The 21,992-nt window shown below is 43.8% G+C and carries 23 protein-coding genes; 13 read left to right on the forward strand and 10 right to left on the reverse strand.

Annotation, left to right across the window (positions count from 1 at the left end; translation table 11 throughout):
* Positions 1 to 21 precede the first annotated feature (21 nt).
* A complete protein-coding gene (locus IE104_RS13570) occupies positions 22 to 1,347 on the forward strand; it encodes an ArnT family glycosyltransferase (protein ID WP_189419411.1) in 1,326 nt (441 codons plus the stop codon).
* 70 nt (positions 1,348 to 1,417) lie between these two features.
* Here the strand turns inward: IE104_RS13570 and IE104_RS13575 are convergent, their stop codons facing one another.
* The gene (locus IE104_RS13575) at positions 1,418 to 3,241 is read right to left on the reverse strand and encodes a sialate O-acetylesterase (protein WP_189419413.1); all 1,824 of its coding nucleotides are present in this window, start codon (positions 3,239 to 3,241) and stop codon (positions 1,418 to 1,420) included.
* A 292-nt stretch (positions 3,242 to 3,533) separates the two neighbouring features.
* On the opposite strand from IE104_RS13575, the gene proB reads away from it, so the two are divergent.
* From proB to IE104_RS13590, 3 genes are read left to right on the forward strand one after another with little or no spacing between them, the layout of a single operon-like run.
* Positions 3,534 to 4,658, forward strand: coding sequence for a glutamate 5-kinase (proB, locus tag IE104_RS13580; protein ID WP_189419415.1), 1,125 nt, complete (start codon positions 3,534 to 3,536; stop codon positions 4,656 to 4,658).
* A 45-nt stretch (positions 4,659 to 4,703) separates the two neighbouring features.
* On the forward strand, positions 4,704 to 5,219 hold the full coding sequence (locus IE104_RS13585; protein ID WP_189419421.1) for a PH domain-containing protein: 516 nt from the start codon (positions 4,704 to 4,706) through the stop codon (positions 5,217 to 5,219).
* A 1-nt stretch (position 5,220) separates the two neighbouring features.
* A complete protein-coding gene (locus IE104_RS13590) occupies positions 5,221 to 6,729 on the forward strand; it encodes a PH domain-containing protein (RefSeq protein ID WP_189419430.1) in 1,509 nt (502 codons plus the stop codon).
* A 68-nt stretch (positions 6,730 to 6,797) separates the two neighbouring features.
* Here IE104_RS13590 and IE104_RS13595 read toward each other — a convergent pair whose 3' ends face one another.
* The 8 genes from IE104_RS13595 to IE104_RS13630 form a co-directional block, all read right to left on the reverse strand.
* Positions 6,798 to 7,400, reverse strand: a complete 603-nt coding sequence (locus IE104_RS13595; RefSeq protein WP_189419438.1) for a PEP-CTERM sorting domain-containing protein — start codon at positions 7,398 to 7,400, stop codon at positions 6,798 to 6,800.
* A 10-nt stretch (positions 7,401 to 7,410) separates the two neighbouring features.
* Complete coding sequence (locus IE104_RS13600) at positions 7,411 to 9,924, reverse strand: ExeM/NucH family extracellular endonuclease (RefSeq protein WP_189419440.1); 2,514 nt, start codon at positions 9,922 to 9,924, stop codon at positions 7,411 to 7,413.
* A gap of 230 nt (positions 9,925 to 10,154) precedes the next feature.
* A complete protein-coding gene (locus IE104_RS13605) occupies positions 10,155 to 11,171 on the reverse strand; it encodes a cytochrome d ubiquinol oxidase subunit II (protein ID WP_189419441.1) in 1,017 nt (338 codons plus the stop codon).
* Between the two features lie 16 nt (positions 11,172 to 11,187).
* The gene (locus IE104_RS13610; protein ID WP_229837923.1) at positions 11,188 to 12,555 is read right to left on the reverse strand and encodes a cytochrome ubiquinol oxidase subunit I; all 1,368 of its coding nucleotides are present in this window, start codon (positions 12,553 to 12,555) and stop codon (positions 11,188 to 11,190) included.
* A 28-nt stretch (positions 12,556 to 12,583) separates the two neighbouring features.
* The gene (locus tag IE104_RS13615; protein ID WP_189419443.1) at positions 12,584 to 12,985 is read right to left on the reverse strand and encodes a hypothetical protein; all 402 of its coding nucleotides are present in this window, start codon (positions 12,983 to 12,985) and stop codon (positions 12,584 to 12,586) included.
* A gap of 34 nt (positions 12,986 to 13,019) precedes the next feature.
* Positions 13,020 to 13,568 (reverse strand): GbsR/MarR family transcriptional regulator, encoded by a 549-nt coding sequence (locus IE104_RS13620; RefSeq protein WP_189419445.1) that lies wholly within the window; start codon positions 13,566 to 13,568, stop codon positions 13,020 to 13,022.
* Between the two features lie 85 nt (positions 13,569 to 13,653).
* Positions 13,654 to 14,592: a YihY/virulence factor BrkB family protein gene (locus IE104_RS13625; RefSeq protein WP_189419447.1), complete on the reverse strand. Its 939-nt coding sequence runs from the start codon at positions 14,590 to 14,592 to the stop codon at positions 13,654 to 13,656.
* Positions 14,593 to 14,716: 124 nt separating this feature from the next.
* On the reverse strand, positions 14,717 to 15,115 hold the full coding sequence (locus IE104_RS13630) for a DCC1-like thiol-disulfide oxidoreductase family protein (protein WP_189419449.1): 399 nt from the start codon (positions 15,113 to 15,115) through the stop codon (positions 14,717 to 14,719).
* A gap of 110 nt (positions 15,116 to 15,225) precedes the next feature.
* Here IE104_RS13630 and IE104_RS13635 point away from each other — a divergent pair, with 110 nt between their 5' ends.
* Genes IE104_RS13635 through IE104_RS13665 form a run of 7 tightly spaced genes read left to right on the forward strand, consistent with a single transcriptional unit; the run spans position 15,226 to position 19,945 of the window.
* Positions 15,226 to 15,546 carry a metalloregulator ArsR/SmtB family transcription factor gene (locus IE104_RS13635; RefSeq protein ID WP_189419451.1) on the forward strand — a complete coding sequence of 107 codons (321 nt, stop codon included), beginning with the start codon at positions 15,226 to 15,228 and terminating at the stop codon, positions 15,544 to 15,546.
* 15 nt (positions 15,547 to 15,561) lie between these two features.
* A complete protein-coding gene (gene ubiG / locus IE104_RS13640; protein ID WP_189419452.1) occupies positions 15,562 to 16,341 on the forward strand; it encodes a bifunctional 2-polyprenyl-6-hydroxyphenol methylase/3-demethylubiquinol 3-O-methyltransferase UbiG in 780 nt (259 codons plus the stop codon).
* A gap of 30 nt (positions 16,342 to 16,371) precedes the next feature.
* On the forward strand, positions 16,372 to 16,923 hold the full coding sequence (locus IE104_RS13645; protein WP_189419454.1) for a DUF4166 domain-containing protein: 552 nt from the start codon (positions 16,372 to 16,374) through the stop codon (positions 16,921 to 16,923).
* On the forward strand, positions 16,920 to 17,372 hold the full coding sequence (locus IE104_RS13650; protein WP_189419456.1) for a hypothetical protein: 453 nt from the start codon (positions 16,920 to 16,922) through the stop codon (positions 17,370 to 17,372). Before IE104_RS13645 ends, IE104_RS13650 begins: the two co-directional genes overlap by 4 nt.
* Positions 17,373 to 17,376: 4 nt before the next feature.
* Positions 17,377 to 18,045 carry a DUF4166 domain-containing protein gene (locus IE104_RS13655; RefSeq protein ID WP_189419458.1) on the forward strand — a complete coding sequence of 223 codons (669 nt, stop codon included), beginning with the start codon at positions 17,377 to 17,379 and terminating at the stop codon, positions 18,043 to 18,045.
* Positions 18,042 to 19,514: a TIGR01777 family oxidoreductase gene (locus IE104_RS13660; RefSeq protein WP_189419460.1), complete on the forward strand. Its 1,473-nt coding sequence runs from the start codon at positions 18,042 to 18,044 to the stop codon at positions 19,512 to 19,514. Before IE104_RS13655 ends, IE104_RS13660 begins: the two co-directional genes overlap by 4 nt.
* Positions 19,515 to 19,519: 5 nt before the next feature.
* Positions 19,520 to 19,945, forward strand: coding sequence for a thiol-disulfide oxidoreductase DCC family protein (locus tag IE104_RS13665; RefSeq protein ID WP_229837925.1), 426 nt, complete (start codon positions 19,520 to 19,522; stop codon positions 19,943 to 19,945).
* 226 nt (positions 19,946 to 20,171) lie between these two features.
* On the opposite strand, the gene IE104_RS13670 is transcribed toward IE104_RS13665, so the two are convergent.
* On the reverse strand, positions 20,172 to 20,462 hold the full coding sequence (locus tag IE104_RS13670; protein WP_189419462.1) for a YebG family protein: 291 nt from the start codon (positions 20,460 to 20,462) through the stop codon (positions 20,172 to 20,174).
* A gap of 203 nt (positions 20,463 to 20,665) precedes the next feature.
* On the opposite strand from IE104_RS13670, the gene IE104_RS13675 reads away from it, so the two are divergent.
* Both IE104_RS13675 and IE104_RS13680 read left to right on the forward strand, forming a co-directional pair.
* The gene (locus IE104_RS13675) at positions 20,666 to 21,301 is read left to right on the forward strand and encodes an outer membrane beta-barrel protein (RefSeq protein ID WP_189419464.1); all 636 of its coding nucleotides are present in this window, start codon (positions 20,666 to 20,668) and stop codon (positions 21,299 to 21,301) included.
* Between the two features lie 125 nt (positions 21,302 to 21,426).
* On the forward strand, positions 21,427 to 21,831 hold the full coding sequence (locus IE104_RS13680) for a GFA family protein (RefSeq protein WP_189419465.1): 405 nt from the start codon (positions 21,427 to 21,429) through the stop codon (positions 21,829 to 21,831).
* Positions 21,832 to 21,992: the final 161 nt, after the last annotated feature.

Raw genomic sequence — 21,992 nt, forward strand, 5'->3', positions numbered from 1 at the left:
AATTAAATGGAGTAAGCGTTAATGAGGGGAGAATTTTCTTCGATTGAACATAACTCTTTTTATGTTTCATTCATTATTTTTTTTGCTAGCTTTACGCTTAAGCTTTTTTACTTTATGGCGTTAGATAATCCAACACCATATCCAGGTGATTCGTTCTATTACATACACTATGCAGATAATCTAATTGAACATGGTGTTTTTTCAAAAGATTTATCTGGTTCACCTGTACCGGACTCTTATTGGGCGCCGGGCTATCCTTTCTTTCTAGCCATCTGTTTGAAGGCTGCAAATTTTCTGCATATTTATTTTTATCCCTTTACGTTATTAGCTCAGGCAGTGTTAAGTGGGGCAACTGTAGCTTTAACTTTTCTTGCGGGTAGATTTTTTTTGCCTGCCTTTTATGCTCTTGCAGCTGCATTGATAACAGCTTTTAGTCCTCATCTTATGACACTAGGCGGTGAAATATTATCCGAAACCCTGTTAGGGTTTCTTATCATGTTAGGAATTTATTGTTGTCTTGCATGTTTTGAACGGAAGCATTCTTTCATATGTTGGTCGGTTACGGGCGTGGTTTTTGGCTTTGCCTATCTTACCAATCCTACAGTGTTGTTTTTCCCCGTTTTATTTTTGCTGCGCCAATTATGGTTGTTATACAGTTCAAATATTAGTTTGTTGTCTGCAAAAGCCATAGCTGTACTTGCGATATTCTTTGTGTCCATCGTTTTGGCTTGGATGGTTCGGGACTGGGTAAATGTTCCTGCGAACCAATCCACAACTACTGATAGGGCTTTTGAAAATTTGGTGATTGGCTCGCATAGCCAATACCACAAAATGTGGAGAGAAAACCCCAGAGACCCTAATAACCCCGCAGATATGGATTTGCGGCAATACAAACAGGATCATGCGGGGTTTTATCAAGCTTTTGGTGGGAGACTCTTATCAGATCCACTTCATTATGCGATATGGTATTTTTATCAGAAACCTCTTGATTTGTGGGGTTGGCAAATTTTTGTGGGGAGAGGTGGGATTTTTGTATCTGCTCCGAATTCAACTCTCTACGATAAATCTAGCGTTGCATCTACATCTTTAGTTGTAATGAAGTCTATGCATTATTGGTTGTTTGGATTGGCTCTGGCAGGTTTTGTTTTTGCGTTGAGAGAATCAAGTTTTTTAAAAAAGGAATCAATATTGCTTCTTTATATGGGGCTTATATCAATTAGTGCAGTATATGTTGTTTTGCATGCGGATGCGCGCTACTCGGTACCCATGCGGCCCGAAATGTATCTTTGTGCTATGTATACTATTTATAAAATAGTAACTAGTATTAAAAGCAAAATAACTAAATAAAATTAGCAGGTGGTTATAATTTAATTTCTAAAAATCCCGCTGAAATTTATTTCAGCGGGATTTTTTATTTTCAGCTCGCAAGTAAAGAATCGGCGCTATCGAAATCGGGAGTCACCTGCTCATATTCGCTTTCCCTTACATCGATAATGATGCTGGCACTATTGCTTTGCAATTCGTTAATTTTTACTTTAAACACAATCTTATCAATACATGTTTTATCGGCGCGATAGATTAAATTGGGTGGTGTTCCGGTTAGGGTTCCGTGTTTAGGCTTTTCTAAAATGTCATAAATAGCATTCTGTGGAATAGTATTTTTTGCCCATTGAACACCTAAATTAATGGCCAGCTCGTTATGAGTGGTTACTGTAATACGTTGGTGAGTTGCAACGGGTAATTGCTGAATAGGACGCTTGGGGTTGTTACCTAATGTTGCGCTCCAATCCATAGAAGTGCGAAAAGGCGATGCTGGAAGCAATTCGGAATTGCACAAGTTGCAACCTTCCGGATTGCCATTGAACGCGTAGCGCGCTGCTATGGGTTTGGTGATGTTTGGGTTGGATACGAGAATAGTGTCGCCATCAATAACCGCTGTTGCCGGAAAAAATTTCGCGTTTTTACCTGGAATAGGATTTGTTTCGGCAATTTCAAACCATTTCAATTCTTGACCATCACTGGTTTGCAAACCTTTGCCAACATGGTCAAAGAAAATTCGGATTTTATCGTCTTCTATTTTAAATTCGCGATACAGCGGACCCGAATAAATTTCACGACGTTTATAAAATTTCCCCAGCGCTGCAATTCCCAAACGACGGCCTACCGGTTCTTTGCGGCGTGGATGAATGTCATCTGCTTCTCCAACATCAATGGCGACTGCCATGGCGGTATTAGGATGTTGCAAACTATTGAGCTGTGCCTCTTGTAGTTCTGCCCAAGCGCTCCAGGGCTCTGCATGGGTTTTGCCAAAGTTGGCGAGTTGAACATAAATAAAAGGAAAGCTGCCTTGACCCCAACGTTCGCGCCAATCTTCAATCATGGCCGATTGCTGGGTTTGATAAAGGCCTGCGCCCCAATGATTTTCCTCTCCTTGATACCAGGCTACGCCGCGAATGGCATAGGGAATTAAGGGTGCAATCATGGTGTTGAACAGGCTGGACGGTTCGTTCTCATTCCACTCTTCCGGAATTTCATAGGCGTGATGATTATTCACCTCCTGGCTCGTCCACTCCTGAATTTTAGTGGCGCCCAATGCGGACCAAATGATCCCGATAGGTACTTTAAGCTCTTCGTAAAGTTCTTGTGCAAAATGATAACCAACCGCTGACCAGTGCTGGGTGTGCTCAGGATGGCTCGCTGCCCAGCGACAATCCGGCAGGGCAGTTTGTGGTTCGCTTGCACGGGCCGAGGGCACAGGGAGCATACGAATGAGGGGATTCTTGGCTTCGGCCAAATGCTTTTCTTTATCTGCAGATAGATCAATCGTCCACCCCATATTGGACTGGCCGGAACAAACCCAGACTTCGCCAACCACTACATAGTGCAGGGTGATCATCTTGAAAAAAGTTTTGATATAAAGCTTTTGTCCCTCGGCATTAGCAGCCATGGGTGCGAGCGTCAGTTTCCAATTGCCCTTGCGATCTGCACGGGTGGTCACGGTCTGTGAGCCAAAAGAGACTTCCACAAATTCCCCGGGGTCTGTAGTTCCCCATAGCGGCACCGGCATATCGCGCTGCAACACGGCGTAATGGCTAAATACGTTCGCCACGCTAAGCGATGTTTGAACTTTAAGCCGCCAATAGAGCGATTGTCTTAAGTTATGCCAGAGTCCTTTAGGGAGTTTTGAGTGGGGAACGGCCTGATTTTTTGTTGCGTCGCTGTTGATCTTATAAGAATCCATGGATGTAAATGTCTGTAAGGAGTTAATGATGTTGCCGAAGTCATTTTTTGTATTTTTCTGTGTAAATGAGTTTACAGAATGTGCAAAAAATGTGGAAGCGGGCGACAGTCTATAGAAAAGAAATCTTTTTTCTGTATCGATTTGTATGCACTTAACTGGTGCGAATTGCGCTGTAACAACCTTTATTTGGCTATTAACTTGGGGGATATGTAATAATTCGCGGCTAACTAAGTAGGTATGTTTACCGGATCATGGCTCGCTAGAAGCCGCTGTTTGAGTAAGTGCAGAATTTATGAGTAAAAGAGACATCATTCCCCAAGCCAGGCGTTGGGTTGTCAAAATCGGCAGCGCTTTGCTGACCAATGACGGGCGTGGGCTGGACGCTAAAGCCATCGCGGGCTGGGTGGCGCAAATGGCCAAGTTGCGTTTGCAAGGTATTGAGTTGGTGCTGGTATCTTCCGGTGCAGTTGCTGCGGGTATGCGTCGTTTGGGCTGGGATTCGCGCCCCACAGAAATTCATCAACTGCAAGCCGCCGCAGCCGTTGGCCAAATGAGTTTGATCCAGACTTATGAAGTGGAATTCCAGCGCTACGGTTTGCTTACCGCGCAAGTCTTGCTCGATCACGATGATCTCTCTTCCCGCCAGCGTTATTTAAATGCGCGTTCAACCTTAAAAGCCTTGATCGGTTTGAATGTTGTTCCCGTCATTAATGAAAACGATACTGTAGTTACCGACGAAATCCGCTTTGGCGATAACGATACTCTGGGTGCATTGGTCGCCAATTTGATTGAAGCTGATTTGTTGGTGATTCTCACCGACCAAAAAGGCATGTACGACAGTGACCCACGCTCAAATCCCGATGCAAAATTACTCAGCGAAATTGCAGCAGATGACACTCGACTTGAACAAATGGCGGGTGGTACCGGCGGTGCATTGGGTCGCGGTGGAATGATTACCAAAGTGCGCGCCTCACGCGTGGCAGCGCGCTCAGGTGCAGATACGGTTATCGTCGGTGGTCGGATTGAAGATGCATTGTTAAAAATTGCTGCCGGTGAAAATATCGGAACATTTTTGTGGGCAGACCAACAGCCACAAGCGGCGCGCAAGCGTTGGCTATCCGGTCAATTACAAACGCGCGGAACGCTTGTTCTGGATGACGGTGCTGTGCGTGTTGTGCGCGAACTCGGCAAAAGTTTATTGCCTGTTGGTGTAAAAGAAGTACGCGGCGATTTTACGCGCGGCGATATGGTGATTTGCGCTGATGCAGACGGCCGCGAAATTGCGCGTGGTCTAGTGAATTACCATGCAGATGAAGCGCGTAAAATTATTGGCAAACCCAGCAGTCAAATCGTAAGCATTTTGGGTTACCAGGACGATAACGAATTAATCCATCGCGATAATTTAGTGTTGAGTTAATTTATCGCTATAACAATAAATCAATAATGAAGGCGAGGATGCGTAGTGGAAAGTTTGTCATTGGATACATCATCAAGCGATTGGATTCCAGTCGATAAAGCTTACCTTACCGCTTTGCGTATTCGGTTTGCGATTATTCATGGTATTGGTTTGGCAGTCGCTACATTGTTTATTGTACTGCTGCCAAAACCTGCGCATATAGTTCCTTCCATAGTGGCCGCAATTCTTGCGTGCAGTTTTCTCTTCTTGTTTTTTGTATGGGCTCCGCGTACGAGTCGACGTATGTTTTATTTATTGCGTGAACAAGATATTAATTTGCAACGCGGCTTTCTGTTTTGGAAACTCGTCTCTGTTTCTACCAATCGCATCCAGCATTTAGAAGTTAGCCAGGGACCAGTTGAACGCTCATATGGTTTGGCGACTTTGGTTATTTACACTGCGGGCACCCAAGGGTCAGATTTAAAAATTCCAGGTTTGAATATCGTTAAGGCTCAACAACTCAAATCGCAATTGTTGAATAGCATCAACGCTGAAGAAGCTGACCTTGAAGAGTCGCTCTAATATGGATATTGAGCAAGAAAATTCATCCACTATCAATAAAGCTGAATGGCATCGCGTTTCGCCTATAGCCGTATTTTATTTTCTGATTCAAAACATCCAGCACGCCCTGAATTTTTGGCCGATGTTAGTAGGTGCGCTTGCTAACCAGAATGCTCGTGTGTGGTTATTCGGTGTGGGCATTCCCGTGTTGGCGTTACTGGTTCTGAGTTTCGCTTTTCTGAGTTATTGGTTTTTCCGTTATCAATTCGATGCAGATAAAATACAGATTCGCAGTGGCATTTTCAAAAAGCGTCGGTTGACATTAAATTTTGAGCGGGTGCAAGAAGCAAATTTGGAGCAAGCCATTTATTTTCGTCCGTTTGAATTGTGGACACTAAGACTTGAAAGCGCGGGCAGTTCAAAAGAAGAAATTGCCTTGCCAGGTATTAGAGAAGCTTTGGCGACCGAGATTAAACAGCGAGTATTGTTTAACAAACAAACTTCTTCCAGTTCTGAAAAAACAGCTGAGCCTGAATCTTCTGCTGATTTTACTGTTAAGCTCTCGGTTACTGATTTAATTCGTTACGGCCTTATGCACAATACCCTGGTGTATTTGGTTGCCATTCTTGCGCCGCTACTCACACAAAATGATTCGCTTTGGCGAGCTATAGGCAATTTTGTGGAAAATATGGGATTGCGGCAATGGGCAATGAATTATTTGTCGTCCCATAGTATTTGGGTAGATGTAGCGTTATTAGTGTTGCTACTGTTGTCCAGCTTTATTGTGATTTACAGCCTTTCAATTGTGCTTGCGATTATTAAATATTGGAATTACACCTTGCGCGTCCAAGGTGAGCGTTTTCAGTACGAAGCGGGTTTGTTTAATCGTGTTGCCTGCGGCTTTCGGAAACATAAATTGCAAACTGTGATTATTCGACAAAGTTTTATGGCTGGTTTGTTGAAACGTTATTCGCTGGAAATAAAACAAACCAACGAAGCGGCAGTAAAACAAGGTGTTCCTATGCAGGGCTTTATGATCCCCGTGCTGGATCAGATACAACTGGAAGGTGTAATGAAGTTGCTAGGCATAGATGATCCACAATGGCAACGCACGTTGGCGATTCAAATTTTCTGGCGTACTTTTTGGGTTGGCGGCGTTTTAACATTTATAGTCGCGTTGATTGCTGCCGTGAATCAGAATGTATCATCTGCGTGGATGTTACTGCCCATACCGCTGATGGGTATATTGTTTTGGAAGTACTGGTATTCAACATTTTATTCGTTGACTGAGAATGGTTTTGCTATCAGGCGCGGTTTCTTGGGGCATAGCATAACTTATATCCCACAAATTAAAGTGCAAAAGCTTAGCCTTCAACAAGGTCCTTTAGGGCGATTAAGTCAATATGGAAAATTGAGCTTGTGGAGCGGTGCTACGCGTGAAGCTCTGGATTACATAGATATTACTGAATCTAAAACCTGCCATGAAAGTATTTTAAAGAGAGTTGCGGGTTATCGCGGCCGCTGGATGTAATAAAATTACTTCCCATAATAAAAAAAGCCCACCTATTTACGTGGGCTTTTTTTATTTCCGATGAGCGCTTATTTGTCTGATGGTTTAACTCGCGCTAATCCCAAGGCAATCAAGCCAATTAACATCAGCATATTGGTTGCCGGTTCTGGAACTGAAGCCGCTTTTACAGTTACGCGTGCATCGGTTGTTGAGGTAAGTGCAAGGTTATTGCCGTAAGCATCACCTAAAGCATTAGCATCAAGATGAAACACACCTGTACCCGGCGCAATGCTGGAAAATACCAAGCTAAATAAAATAAAACTATTTGCTTGTAAGTTTTCCAGGCTCCATACGTCATCAAAAGATAATTCGAATAAATTTATCCAGCCGGAATTGCTGCTATCGCTTATCTGCAGGCTACCAAAATGATTTAAATCCAGTTGGTTGCCTTTAACACTGTCGCCCCAGTTAATGCTATTAAAAGCAAAGCGGCTGCTATCGAAATTGACATTCACATCATAAACTCCCAGCGATGTTGCACCTGAAGTCTTGAGTCCAGAAATTTTTGCGTCAATTTGTACTGTGTTGCCAGCGCTTATTTGTGAGGCGGCAGGTACCAAGTCAATCGTCAATGCATGTGAGTTGAGCGAAAAGCTCAGCCCCAATGCGAATATAAATAAAAACTTTTTCATTCTAAACTCCTTATTTGGTTGCGCAGGCAGTGCGAGTGCATTGCAAGGTTAGTGCGCGGGCATCGTTAGCGTTGATGATTCCATCGCCGTTTACATCGCGTTGATCCAATGGTGATGCAGTAGTATTCAGTGCATTTGTGACAATTTTGATATCGTCGCTGTCAACATCGCCGTCACCGTCCAGATCAATAATTAATTTCAGCGAAATCACTAAAGGATCGTGGTCGGATGAACGATAAGCATCGTTAGCATAGAAACTGTTGATCTGCGCCGCTGATTTAAATTCAGTGTTGTAATCAAGGCTAATGGGTTCATCGGCGTTAATATGCCAATCCGCCGCTTCCAATACTTGCGCGGTAAGTGATTTGGTGGCGAGGCCATGATCGAGATAGCCTGCTTGCCCATCAAACACATAAGAGTACGCGTTAGCGCTGCCGAATTTGTTAATTAAATCTGTGTAGCCTGCGTTAATAATTTTGGTAATCGGTTCCTCTTTTGCGTAAGAGTTGAGGTCACCGATGATCAGGAAATCACCATCGTTAACACCAGTGGGTTTGCGTGAAAGCCAATTCACCAGGGCTTGTGCTGCATTAGTGCGGGTGATGTTGCAATTGCCTTGGCCATCGCCGGTATCCAAATCACCAAGGTCATTACAATCTGAACCTTTTGATTTCAAATGGTTGATCGCAATAGTAATTACGCCGCGACCTTGGGTTGCGCGGAAACTTTGCGCAAGTGTTGGGCGATTTTTATTGTCGATAAATAATGGTTCTACAGACGAATCTAAAATTGCAGTTTGTCCAATTGCTGTCGCGCGATCTTTGCGATAAATAATGCCAACGGCAATTTCGTCTGTACCCACTTTGCTCAAACCCGGATTAATGTAAGTCCATTGATTAGTGCTTGTTGCAGTGTTGAGTGCAGCGGTTAATTCAGCGATGGCAGAATAAGTATCGTAACCATCGTTTTCCAATTCCAGTAAACCAATAACGTCAGCATTTAATCCCACTAATGCGTTAACAATCTTTGCTTTTTGGCGAGCAAATTCTGTCGCTGTGTTTGCACCGCGTGCTGTTGGGAAACCACCACCAAGGCCGTTGCCATTAAAGAAATTAAGCACGTTAAAGCTGGCCACTTTTAAATTTGCATTTGCAGCCATTTTTGGCGCAGTTGGGCGTGCGTTAGTTTTTACAAAATTGGGTGTGACTGTGGGGAGCAAACGATAGGCACCGAAATCATAAGTCATAACTCCTGTTAAGCCGGTTACTGTATCGCCGCTGCGCAATGGATTAGCTGCAGATAAACCAGGAGCAGGGAATATAACGGGATCAGGATTTTGCAAATTACTGCTGTCATCCAACATTAATTTATTTAAATTATTTTGTGTTTGTTGCGCAATAGCTGCAGCGCCTGGGCTCACTAGATTCGTTGGTTGTGACAAGCGACCATCGGCCAACAATACTTGTCCGTAGCGACCAAGGCCGTAGGTTTCGTTTACGGTTAAGGTTTGCGGTGCGGTGACCAGCATGCCTTCTACCGCTTCAAAATCAGTAAGCGTAGCTAAAGGCAGGGCAATACCTGTAACAATGGGTAAGGTTTGATTGCTGGCGCAAACGCTAACACTCGTCGGAGTAATTTGGGTCAGGTTAAATGTTTCTGCCACGCTGCCACTTACGCGTACTTTATCTCCTACGGATACTGGCGTGGTGCTTGTTACGTAAATGCCTTCCGATGTTGCGGGATTATTGTCGTCAAGATTGTCTGGCTCTTGTAAAAAAAATCCACCGATTTGACCGCTGCCTTGAAAACTCGCTACAACAATAGCTTCAACACTAACACCGCTACCTACTAATGGGCTTGCACTGCCGCTGCCCTGAATGGCAGAAATTAATGTGCTGGCTGCGCCGCAACTGCTGGATTGATTGCCGCCGTTTCCATTTCCATTACCGTTGTTGCTGCTGCCTTGATAAGTGCCCAGATTATCGAAAGTATCTGTTGCAAAACCATCCCACTCAACACTTGGATCAAAGGCCAAATTGGCAGATGTTTTTCCACTAGTGACAGAAGCTTTACGGCGCAAAGTATTATCTGCAGTGCTGGTTAATCCAGTGCCCCATTCAATACCTGGGTCTACACCTACTTGGCCAATGGAGTCGATAATTATGGAGCCATTTTTTAATAGGATTGCATCGTCACCGTTGTACCAACCTGCGGCGTTGGTTTGATTGGCACTCGTTATAATTGTGCCAGTGGCGCTGGCGTGCGCGAGTACGAATGTGCCTTGCGCAGGCACAGATCCGCTTAAATTAATCGTTAAGCCAGCACTGTTGCTGCCGTTGAAATACATTTCTACTTTGTAACCGCTGAGATTCACAGGGCTATTGCTACTGTTATAAATTTCCAGCGCTTTGTTGTTACTTGAGCCTTCAACATATTCAGAAAAATACAGATCTGCAGATGCACCAACACTGGTGGCGAGGCAGGCGAGTGCTAGCGCTGATTTTTTAAAGCCTAAAAATTCCATGTGAATCTCCCGGTTATGGTTTAAGTCGGGAGCATCTTAGGTAGCGGTTGTTACTAAAAAGTGGCGGGAATTAGACGATTTGATGATGCTTTTGTTACGAACACATTTGCGCGTCAAAAAATAACCCGAAAAAAAGCCCGGTAAATACCGGGCGCAAGGTTTGAACGAATACGTAAGGTTTGAGCGAATAGGTGTTGAAATAAAAATGAAACTTAATACTGAGATAAAACTTAGTAGTAACGCAGTTGTGTTGCCTTGCCAGAAAAAACCGAATAGGAATAAATGGTGTAGGCAATAATGGTTGGCAGCACAATAGCAACGCCATACAAAATAAAGCGCAGTGATTCAGGCGCACTAGCTGATTGCCAAATATCCATAGTGTTAGGGACGACATAGGGAAAAAAGCTGTAAGCCAAGCCGATAAAGCACAATAAGAAAATCATGGCGATGCACACAATAGGAATCCACGAGCCAAAATCTTTGTCGTGTGGAAAATGCGCGAGGTAGCGATCCACGATAAAAAATAATACCGCGCAAAACACCGGAATAAACAACAATAAAATAACCATGGCGCTGCCAAACCATTTATCGAAAATAGCATGGCTAATTAGCGGGTTCACAATAGAGACAGCTGCAATCCCCAATGCAGTCAGCCAGCCGCATTTACGCGCCCAACGCGCAGCGCGCAGTTGTAATTCACCTTCGGTTTTAAATACTAACCATGCGGCGCCGATAAAGCTGTAACCTGCAGTGACGCACACTGCGCTTAACGCAGAAAACAAATAAGCAGGCAAGCTCTGTTCAAAGCCCATTACATAACTGCCGAGCATGTAGCCCTGTGCGAGCGTGGCGATAATTGATCCGGCTTTAAAAGTGTGGTCCCAAACAGCTTTATGGTCTTCCGGCGCTTTTGCGCGAAAGTCGAAAGAAACACCGCGCAAAATTAATCCAATCAGCATGGCAGCAATCGGCAAATATAAATTGTATAAAACCAAACTGTGCGCTTGCGGGAAGGCAATTAATAAAATGCCGGCGCCGAGAACCAACCAGGTTTCATTCGCATCCCAAAATGGGCCTATGGATGCAATCATCATATCGCGCTGTGGATCAGAATCTGCAGGTAATAAAATACCTACGCCTAAATCGTAGCCATCCAGGATTGCATAAAGAAAAAATGCCAAGCCCATAAGCCCAATAAAAATTACTGGCAACCAGTAGGCTTCTCCAGTTAACATAGTTGATGTCATCGAAAAATCCTCCGGGTTATAAAGGTGCGTCTTCTGCGTCGTGAATTTTTTCTTGCAAGCTTTTGATTTCTTCTGGTCGGTCAACCAGAATCGCTTTGCGCGCAATCACGAATAAAGTGCGGATATAGGCGATCAATAAAAACGCGTAGAGTAATAAATACAGCGTTAATGATGTGCCTACATTGTGTGCAGGCAGTTGGGTTACCGCATCTGCAGTTTTTAAGATGCCGGTGACCAAATAAGGTTGGCGACCAATTTCTGTAACGTACCATCCCGCTAAAGTTGCAATCCAGCCTGAGAAAGTCATGGCTAAAAAAACTTTCAGCATAAAAAGCGATAACTCTTTTTGGTGCCAGTATTGCCAAGCGGCAGCCCAAGCAACCAACAACATTAATAAGCCCATGCCCACCATAATCCTGAAACCATAGAAAAGTGGTTTTACGGGTGGATGGGCATCTTTAAATTCATTTAATCCTTTAATTTCCGCATCCATATCGTGGCCCAAAATTAAACTGGCGCCGCGTGGAATTTCAATTGAATACAAGTTGCTTTTGGTTTTTTCGTCAGGGATTGCAAATAAAATTAAAGGCGCGCCTTTTTCGGTGTGCCACACGCTTTCCATGGCGGCAATTTTGGCGGGTTGATGATGCAAGGTATTTAATCCATGCATATCACCCAGCAATGCTTGCAAGGGAACCAAAAATGCCAATGCAAAAACCGATGCTTTTAATGCGCGGCGCGGCGCTGGCTTATGGTCGTCATTTAAAATTCGATAGGCGGAAATACCAGCAATTAAAAAGCCTGCAGTAATGCCGGATGCCGTCAGCATATGTGCCAAACGATAGGGCATGGATGGATTAAAAATAATGGCTAGCCAATCGACAGGGTGCGCAACACCATCGCGCATTTCATAACCTGTTGGAGTTTGCATCCATGAATTAAGTGCAATAATCCAAAAGGCCGACATGCTGGTGCCGAATGCCACTAAAAAAGTCGCCAGTGTATGTATGCGATTTGAAACACGGTTGATACCGAACAGCATAATCCCTAAAAAAGTCGCTTCCAGAAAAAATGCAGTGAGCACTTCGTAACCCAACAATGGCCCTGCGATATTGCCAACCGTTTTCATATAGCCAGGCCAGTTGGTACCAAATTGAAAACTCATGGTGATGCCGCTGACAACACCCAGTGCAAAAGTCAGCGCAAAGATTTTTACCCAGAAACGATAGATGCGCATCCAAACTTCGTCGTTGGTGCGGTTGTATTGCACTTTAAAGAATAATAAAAACCAACAGAGCGCAATAGTGATGGTGGGAAATAAAATATGAAACGAAATGTTTGCGGCAAATTGAATACGGGAGAGAACCAGTGTATCCATGAGCATGTGAGTTACCTCATCGGTAAAAAATAAATCAACTTTCTGACATTCGCAGGCGTGCACAGCCCCACAATCCCAAAACACCAATAGGGATGAGTAAAATCCATTGCGGTAATTTCAATAACATGGGCAAGCCTGAGTAGGTGATATCGACCACGATAAAAACCAAACCAAACGCTATCCACATAAACGAAATAAAAAGAGCCATATAATGTGACTGCACAGTGTGTTTTGGTTTTGCTGAAATAAAAAGCCCAATCGCCGAGAGCGTTAAGGCTGCTGTTACTAAATGCCAACAGGTGTAGAGCAACAAACTAATCTCTTGCGGCAGCGGTGCTTGCAGCAATGGCGCTTCAATTTCAGGTGTGCCGCCAAATGTGTGTAACGCGGCGGTGAAAGCTGCCAAGCCAGCTGCGGTTGCCAAAATTTTATTCATTCCTTCGCGCTCCTGTTTTGGTTAACTAACTTTTCTAACGATTTAACAATTTATCTTTTAAATCCAAAACCTTGCCGATGCTGCTGCCCAACTTGAGTAGCTTGCCTAATTTCGCAGAATCCAAGCGTTGGATTTCTGTCGTCCAAAGCGTGAGCATTTCCATCAAGTCATGCATTTCGCGCATGCGTTCCTGTGCGTATTCTTCTTCGCTATTGGCGGGGCTTTCTATCAAAAGGTTGCGTAGGGTTGTAAGAGTAGGGCCGATCTCGCGCTTGCTGCGCTGTTCAATCAAGGTTTTGGCGATATCCCAAATATCGCCGGGTGCGGAATAAAATTCGCGGCGGTCACCAGGTAAGTGCTGGAGTTTAATTAGCTCCCACGATAGTAATTCTTTGATCCCCATGCTCACATTGGAGCGTGAAAACCCCAACGCTTCAGTAATGTCATCTGCACACATGGGCGTTTTATTCAGAACGATAAGAGCATACATTTGCCCAACAGTGCGGTTGATTCCCCAGCGGCTTCCCATCTCGCCAAAATGAATCACGCAGGACTGGATCATAGGGGTGAGGCTTTTAGTCATCTCAATTTCCTGTAATTTCAGTATTTTCTGAAATTACAGGAAATATTGATTTTGGTCAAGTTTTAAGCTTATTAGAGGTGGGTGGCTATTGATGATTAGTCTTTTCGACGTTAGGGATGTTGGAGGTCGTTGAGTCGGAAGTCGATATGGCAAATTCAAGCGGCTTAACGTGGGTGCCATGGCGATCTGCATGAATGCGGGTGAATTCTGCTCCAAAAAGAACTATAGATCCGGCGTAGGAAACCCAGAGCATAATCAATATTACCGTGCCCGCTGCACCATAAGCCGAGGCGGGGTTGCTGTGGCCAAAATAAAATCCCAATGCGAATTTTGCAACCACGAATAATAAAGCAGTGACAAACGCGCCAATCCAAACATCTCTCCAGGGTACTTTAGCATCGGGGAGAAATTTAAAAATAGCAGCAAATAAAAATGTCACCACGCTGAGTGACAAGGAAAAATCAAGGATGCGGAAAAGAATATTAAAGGTTTCAGAAAAATAGAATGATACCCATTCGCTGAGTAAGCTTAATAGGGCAGAGAGGACGAGAGAAACTAACAATAAAAAACCTACAGCGAGTATTAACCCAAAGGAAAATATACGGTCCAAAATCATTTTTATTATTTTACGCTTTGGTTCTGGTTTTACTTCCCAAATTAAATTTAAGGTTTGTTGTAATTGATAAAAAACCCCGGTAGCACCAAAAATTAAAGTAGCAATACCCACGACAGACGCAAAAGTAAAATCCTGGTTCACACTGGCGTTAGCGATAATCGCTTCAATATCTTTAGCAGTATTGCCGCCAATCATGCCTTCAATTTCTGAACTTATGCGACGCGTGACCGCTTCTTGCCCGTAAAAATAACCTGCCAGATTAATAATAATGACAAGCAAGCCCGGCAGCGAAAATATGGTGTAGAACGCGATAACTGCGGTGCTACGGAAGGGGTCTCTATCTAGCCATTGGATAAAGGTATCGCGAAAGATTAATACAAAATCGCGAATATTTTTAATCAGTGTCATCTGATTTTTCCTTCTTGCGGAAATAGAAATATGAACTTATCTATTACCACGAGAAGTATTTAGAGTATGTGCGTTCGCACACTCTCTGTTATAGGCAACTTAGGATTCTACTCGCGTTCCGGTGTTAAGCTTTCAGATTTTCAATGTAGCTAATTCCCAAAATTTTAAGTAAGAGTGTGCGGAAGGCTTTGCCGATTGGATAAAAAATATTCGCGCCAATTTTTGTGCTGAACACGTAATAATTAATGCGATTGAAAATGCCAGAGGGTGTGCTCAGTAGGGTGAGCATGTGAATGGCGTCTGGCCCGTAATAGATCACATCTTTAAATTTCAAAACCATTCCCTGATCAATATCGAGTCCTGCTGCGGTAATCTCGTCCATTAATGGGCTTGGCTGGCGGGCGTCAACGAGTTGTAAGTCTCCAACGGCTTCGCGGATGCGGATGTACTTGCAATAGGTTTTACAAACCGGGCATTCGCCGTCATAGACCAGCCAGGCATCTGCTCGCGTGGGGTTGTTCATGACCTGCTCCTCGTAGATTTCTGATGGGGTGCTTTTCTTGCTAACCGCTTAATGCTAGTCTATACATTAATTAACTAATTAGCTAAATGTTTTTACGGTATGTCTGGCTTATGAATATAGATCGCGTCTTTGAAGCCCTGGCTTCTACCCCCCGCCGGCAGATTCTGGCGTACTTATCTGAAACATCCATGACTGCCGGTGAAATTGCCGACCGCTTTGATATGAGCAAACCTGCGTTGTCCAAGCATTTAAAAATCCTGGAGAACGCAGGTTTGGTTGTGAATGAAAAAAAAGGGCAGTTTGTTCACTACAGCATTGCCGATGACAATCTCACTGCAAAACTCCACAACCTGCTGGCTACCTTTTGTCCTGTGGGTAGCAAGTTGAAAAAAGAAAGTAAGGCAAAGGCTAAAGAAATTAAAAACGATTAGTTATCAGGAGGCACCATGGAAGTCGTTGATAATCAAATTTACGATAAGGTCAGTAATACTTGGTGGAATGAAGATGGATTTATGGCGATCCTGCGAACTGCGGTAAACCCACCACGATTTAATTATTTTCAAAAAATATTGAATGAGTTGCAGCTTAACCCTAAGCAATTACGGGTGCTTGATGTGGGTTGTGGTGGTGGCTTACTTTCAGAACAATTTGCAGCCTTGGGTTGCCAGGTTACAGGCATAGATCAATCTGTTCCCAGTTTGGATGCAGCAAAAGCACATGCGAGCGCAATGGATTTGCAGATTGAATATTTGCAAGGCAATGCAGAGCGACTTCCTTTTCCTGATCAGTCTTTCGATGTGGTGTGCTGTTGCGATGTACTTGAACATCTCGATTCTGTTGATACTGTCATTCAAGAATTGTCACGTGTACTCAAACCCGGTGGTTTGTTTTTCTTCGATACTATTAATCGCACTCTCGCCAGCAGGTTATTTGTTGTAAAGCTTGCACAGGATTGCGTTTTAACACGTTTTGTTCCGCGCAATGTGCATGTATGGGAAAAGTTTATTAAACCCCACGAATTAGCAAGCACCTTGCGTCAATTCAGTTTTCCTCAATCTTCTTTTGTAGGTTTGGCTCCGCGTAGCAATCCATTTCCTGCATTGGTTGCATTTGCTCGACGCAAGTTCGGACAAATCAGTTTTGCTGAGCTGGGTGAGAATATAAGGTTACAAGAAAGTAAAAGCCTTGCTATTTCGTATATGGGTTTTAGCGTAAAAGCACTTTAATTTGAGCAACTACGTTTTTGGAAATGGACTATGAGCAGTAGTTTGGTAAGTGATTGGTTTTGCGAGTCCTTTGGTGAGTTGCACCCGCAATTGCAGCAGCTTCATAAAATTGGCGGAATCCTGGCGGGTAAAGTGCATGTGAAAAGTGCTCGTGGTTTCGCTGGATATTTTGGGCGAGCTATAGCAAAAAAATTTTCGATTCCAATCGATGCTCAGCAACAGTTGTTTTCAGTCACCATTACTCATCAGTCAGATGGCCTGCATTGGGATAGAACATTTAATGCAAGGCAAATGAAGTCGGTGTTTTTACCTGTTGGCAATAAACCTGGTGGATATTGGTTAGAAACTACAGGTGATGTTCAGCTATATCTGACTGTTGATGTTAAAGATGGCGGCTGGTACTGGCGTTGTTTGAGTGTGAAATATAAAGGGATTACTTTTCCTCTCTGGTTGTTTCCTCGCGTTAATGCCTACAAAAAAATTGAAAATGAGAAATACAGTTTCTATGTTGGATTCAACCTTCCAGTTCTGGGGGAGGTTCTTTCCTATGGTGGTTTATTGGAATTAAGGATGCCGCAGTGAATAAGAAAACTTTTAGATCTTGGTTAATTTATTGGATCTACTTCGTTAGTTTTGGGCATTTTGCTGTTGGTTTTTTGGTGGCTTGGTTTTCAAATCTCAGTACGTTTTATGCTTATCATCATTCTATTTTGGAGCGATTTGGTGATTTGTCAGCGCAGGCTTATCAGTTACAAATCTGGTGGATAAGTTTGTTTGGTGCGACTGTGCAGAATCTTGCAATTTTTATGGGGGTATTAACCTATGTGGCGAGTAAGTATCGAATTTCATTAGTATGGAATTCGATGGTCATTGGATTAATTGTGTGGGCGCCGCAAGATATTTTAATTTCGCTACAAGTAGATATGTGGCTGCATGTTTGGGTGGATGCAATAGTACTTGCGGTAATGCTTCCACCTTTGATGATGTTGTCGTGGTTAGATCGCAATCAAAACGTTCCAATAAAAGGATGAATCTATGCTGGAAATAACTCCTTCTGAAGGTGAACTGTTTAGAAAGATTCTTGGTGATGAATGGAAAAAACTGCACATGGATATTCAAGCTCGTTTTGCTAAGAATCCTGGTGTAGGTGCGCCTTTGTATTACACAGGTTTTTTAAGCGAGCTGAGTTGCTCTCGCTTGGGTAAGTTTTTAGGGTTAATTACTATGCCTTTTATTAAAGGTGCATTGATTCCTTATAGCGACAAAAATTTCCCTGTCGATATTCAAGTTTACTCAAAAGAAAACTGTCCGTTTATTTTTAAGCAACGTATTTACCGATTGCGCAATCGCAAACCTATTCAATTTACCTCCTATATGCGTGAAAGTGAAAAGGGTGAAGTCCTGGAGTATGTAGGTGCTGGTTTGGGAATGAAGTTGGTGCTTCATGTTCATGAAGGTAATTTGTACTTCACGAGTGATGGTTACTTTTGGGATGTATTTGGCTTCCGCATTCCTTTGCCGGGAATTTTAACGCCGGGGAAAACCTTTTTGTGTCACCGCAATGACAGCCCTGAACAATTTAATATTCGCATTGAAATTAAGCATTGTTTATTTGGTACGACTTTCACGCAAGTGGGTGTTTTTCACGAGCTGCCTGCTAAAAAAATTGAGGAAAAAGCAGTAGAAGAAATGGAGTTAGCATGAATACTCATCTGCTTGCATTGCAGTTAATGGCTGCGCAGGGTTTGCTGGGCGCTTTCGACACTTTATACCATCACGAACTTACAGAGGCTTTGCCAAGTCGCCCAAGTGCGCGCAAGGAGTTGTGGATTCACGCAACCCGTGCCAGTTTTTATAGCCTCTTATTTATTGGTTTGTCTGCATGGCAGTGGCATGGTATTTGGGCTCTTGTATTGATGTTTATTTTCACAGTCGAAATTGTGTTAACGCTTTGGGATTTTATTATTGAGGATCGAACTCGATTATTGCCTGCAACGGAGCGAGTCACTCATACAGTTCTTGCAATAAATGGCGGCGCATTTATCACCTTGCTTGCATTGACGTTTCCCGCATGGTTCTCGCAGTCAACAGAATTACAATGGGCGCCGCAAGGCTGGCTAAGTGTATTTCTATTTGCGTGTGGAATTGGAGTGGGTTTGTCGGGTATACGCGATGGATTTGCAGCTTATGCTTTAGGTAAAGTAAAAAATCGTGAGGAACTGAAGATGCCTTTACATTTTAGTGATAAAAGTGAAAGTGTTTTAGTAACGGGTGCTACAGGTTTTATTGGCCAATTGTTAGTGAATGCATTGATTGCCGATGGCCAACGTGTAACTGTGTTGACGCGCAATGCAAAAAAAGCGGCCTGGACGTTTGATGGAAAAGTTACTTGCGTTGAGTCTATGAACGAGCTGCCTGCGAATTATCCTATCGATACCATTATTAATTTAGCTGGCGCGCGCGTGTTAGGTTGGTGGTGGACTTCGTCGCGCCAAGTTGCGTTGAGAAAAAGCCGTATTGGTTTGACGCAATCGCTAATTGATTGGATCGCTAAAGCAGAAGTTAAACCCGCACTTTTATTGAATGCGTCAGCTATAGGTTATTACGGAATTCAAGCAATTGGCGATAATACTGAATTAACCGAAGATAGCCCCACCCAAAATATTTTTATGGCAAAACTCTGTCACGATTGGGAGGTAGTGGCGCAGTCTGCGCGACAATATGGTGTGCAGGTATCGGCTATGCGATTTGGTATGGTGCTGGGGCATCAAGGTCCATTGCCTATGTTGCTCTTGCCGATTAAATTAGGTTTGGGCGGAAAACTGGGCAGTGGCAAGCAATGGATGTCGTGGATACATGTAGATGATTTGCTGCGAGCCTTGGCGCATATTTGGCAATTGGCAGAAAATCCAGAAACAAAAGAACAACTAAAACCTGAATACAATTTCACGGCACCGGAAACTTTAACGCAATTGGATTTTAGTAAAGTCGCTGCCAAGGTTTTGCATCGCCCGTGCTTTTTTCCGACGCCGGCATGGCCAATGCGTTTAGGTTTAGGTGAGCAAGCGGATTTGTTGCTGGAAGGACAGAGGGTGGTGCCGAAAAATTTATTAGCCAGTGGTTTTGAATTTACTTACCCCGATGCGCAAAGTGCTTTGCGTAGTTTGGTGTAGCAATAGTGAGCACTTCTTTTCCTCCACACGTTAAACCCGGCGATCAAATTATTATGTTTGATGGTGTGTGCAAACTCTGTAATGCCTGGAGCCGCTTTATTATCCGCTTCGATACGCACAAAAAATTTAAACTTTGCGCAGTGCAGTCAGATGAAGGGCGTGCGATTTTGCAGTGGTTTGGCTACCCAATGGATTATTATGAAACCATGCTGTTGGTACAGGGGAGTCGAGCGCTGGAAAAATCAGATTCATTTATTGCGGTGATAGGACAGTTGCCTTTTCCATGGTCGTTAATTCGAGTGGTAAAAATTTTTCCTAAGGGTTTGCGCGATTGGTGCTATGACCGTATTGCATTAAATCGCTACAGCTTATTTGGCCGATATGATGTTTGTGTTCTGGCGAATCCAGATCACGAAGAACGGTTTATTTAAATTCTTGTCTGCGAGGGTCACAATAGAAAAAAACCACCGCACCCGTTGAGGCAAGTACAGTGGTGAAAACAGAAGGGGTATTGTGGATATACCCCCGAATGCAGTCGCTAATGTGGTGTTTTAGGTTCTGCATTTTGTATCAGGCGTGTGGACACCTGATTTATACATGCGAAGCTGCCTAAATGCTCCCTACTTATCCTTAAGACTGTCTTTAAGCTTTTTGGCTTTAGGTTTTGGCAGCTACGCTAGCATTGAGTGTTACAGGCTTTTCGTAGGTGAAAGGCTGTAGCAATTCATCAGGTTTGCCTTTGCAGGCTTTAGCTAAGAGTTCGCGGCGTTGGGCTAGCAACAGGCCAATGGCTTCGCTCTGTTGCTCATCAATGCCGGGAATATTTTCTTCAATGAGTTGAGTGATGTTGGCGGCAAGTTCTAAATACTTGTCGTGTTCTTCTGCAAGTTTTCTGTCTTCAAACATACTGCCATCCCGATCACAGAGCCATACGGCGACTACCGACATAAAATTACCTCGTGGTTATACTGTTTTTTTATACAGTAATGGTGGGAGCCCCGTTTGTCAATGAGTTTTAGTGTGGCGGGTTACAGTCTTTAACAATTGCGTGCAAATATCGCCTATTTTTCAATAGGTTGGGGTTTCTATACTGCAATCATTCCCAAGCATTCAGTGGGATGAACTTTCAACCAGTAATCAGGGATAACCCTATGAGCAAAATGAAATCCTTAAAAGTATTGAGTTTATGTGCCGGTGTTGCGCTTGCATCCCAGCAAACGCTAGCGGCCGATGCAGGTAAGTTTTATGTGGGGGCAGATGTGGGCTCGACACAATTTTCGGGCGATGGCCCCGCCAAAGATTCGGTATTCGTACCGGGTCAAAAGTTTAAAGATTCCGATACCAGTTATGGCTTGCATGTTGGCTTTCAATTTAACGATTGGTTTGCGGCTGAGTTGGGTTATACCGATTTTGGCAGTGCGACTGATGGGTTCAAGATCAGGCCTGATATCGCTTTTATTGTTGCGCCTAACGATACTCAAACGGTTGAGGCGAAAGGTGTGTCTTTGAGCGGTGTGTTCAGTTACAAGCTGACAAGCGATTTTGCGCTCCTGGGTATTCTGGGCGTTTCGTCCATGGATTACGAAAATACCCTGTCCGGGGGATTTTCTCCGGTTACCGGCAGTCTGTTAGAGAAGCGTAGTTTTTCTGATCAGGGGCTGATTTACGGTTTGGGCGCCAAATATGCCCTCAACGACTCCCTCGCTGCGCGCGTAGAGCTTCGCCGTAATGATGTAGGTGATTTCAGCCTGGATACCACCAGCCTAGGGTTTGAGTATTCGTTTTAATTGACCCGTTGGTCTTTCTTTTCTGGTCTTCAAAATCGCAAAAGCCTACTGACATAAGTTGTCAGTAGGTAGGTGCAAGCTGGCAGGGTGTTAATCAATACCCACATCTTTAGAGGAGCTTGGAAATGGAAAAGACTTATCACGGTAGTTGCCATTGTGGCGCAGTTAAAATTGAAGCGCGGATTGATCTGACACAGGGAACGAGCAAATGTAATTGCTCAATGTGTACTAAAGCGCGTAATTGGAGTGTCAGCGTTAAGCCCGATGCGTTCCGCTTGCTGTCAGGTAAAGATGACCTCAGCGATTACCAATTCAGTTCCCACTCCATTCATCACCTGTTTTGCAGGCACTGCGGTATGCGCCCATTTGGGCATGGAAGCCTGGAGCAGTTGGGTGGCGAGTTTTATACGATCGCACTTGCATGCCTTGATGATGTCGACCCGCAAGAACTGATAGATGCGCCGATCAATTATTGCGATGGTTTGCATAATAACTGGTGGAATTCCCCCGCAGAGGTTCGTCATTTATAAACTGGTAATATCAACCGGTAATAGGCGGTCGATAAACTGACTGCCTTCACCGCTGTATCTTCCCCTTCAGACCATGGATAATGCGCGCTCTTTATTGCTATTAATTGATCGCCATTTTTTGTTAAGGATTTCGTGTGTCTGAACCTGCCCCAGCGCCTAAA

It is taken from the genome of Cellvibrio zantedeschiae (genome assembly GCF_014652535.1).
GTDB classification, from domain to species: Bacteria; Pseudomonadota; Gammaproteobacteria; order Pseudomonadales; family Cellvibrionaceae; genus Cellvibrio; species Cellvibrio zantedeschiae.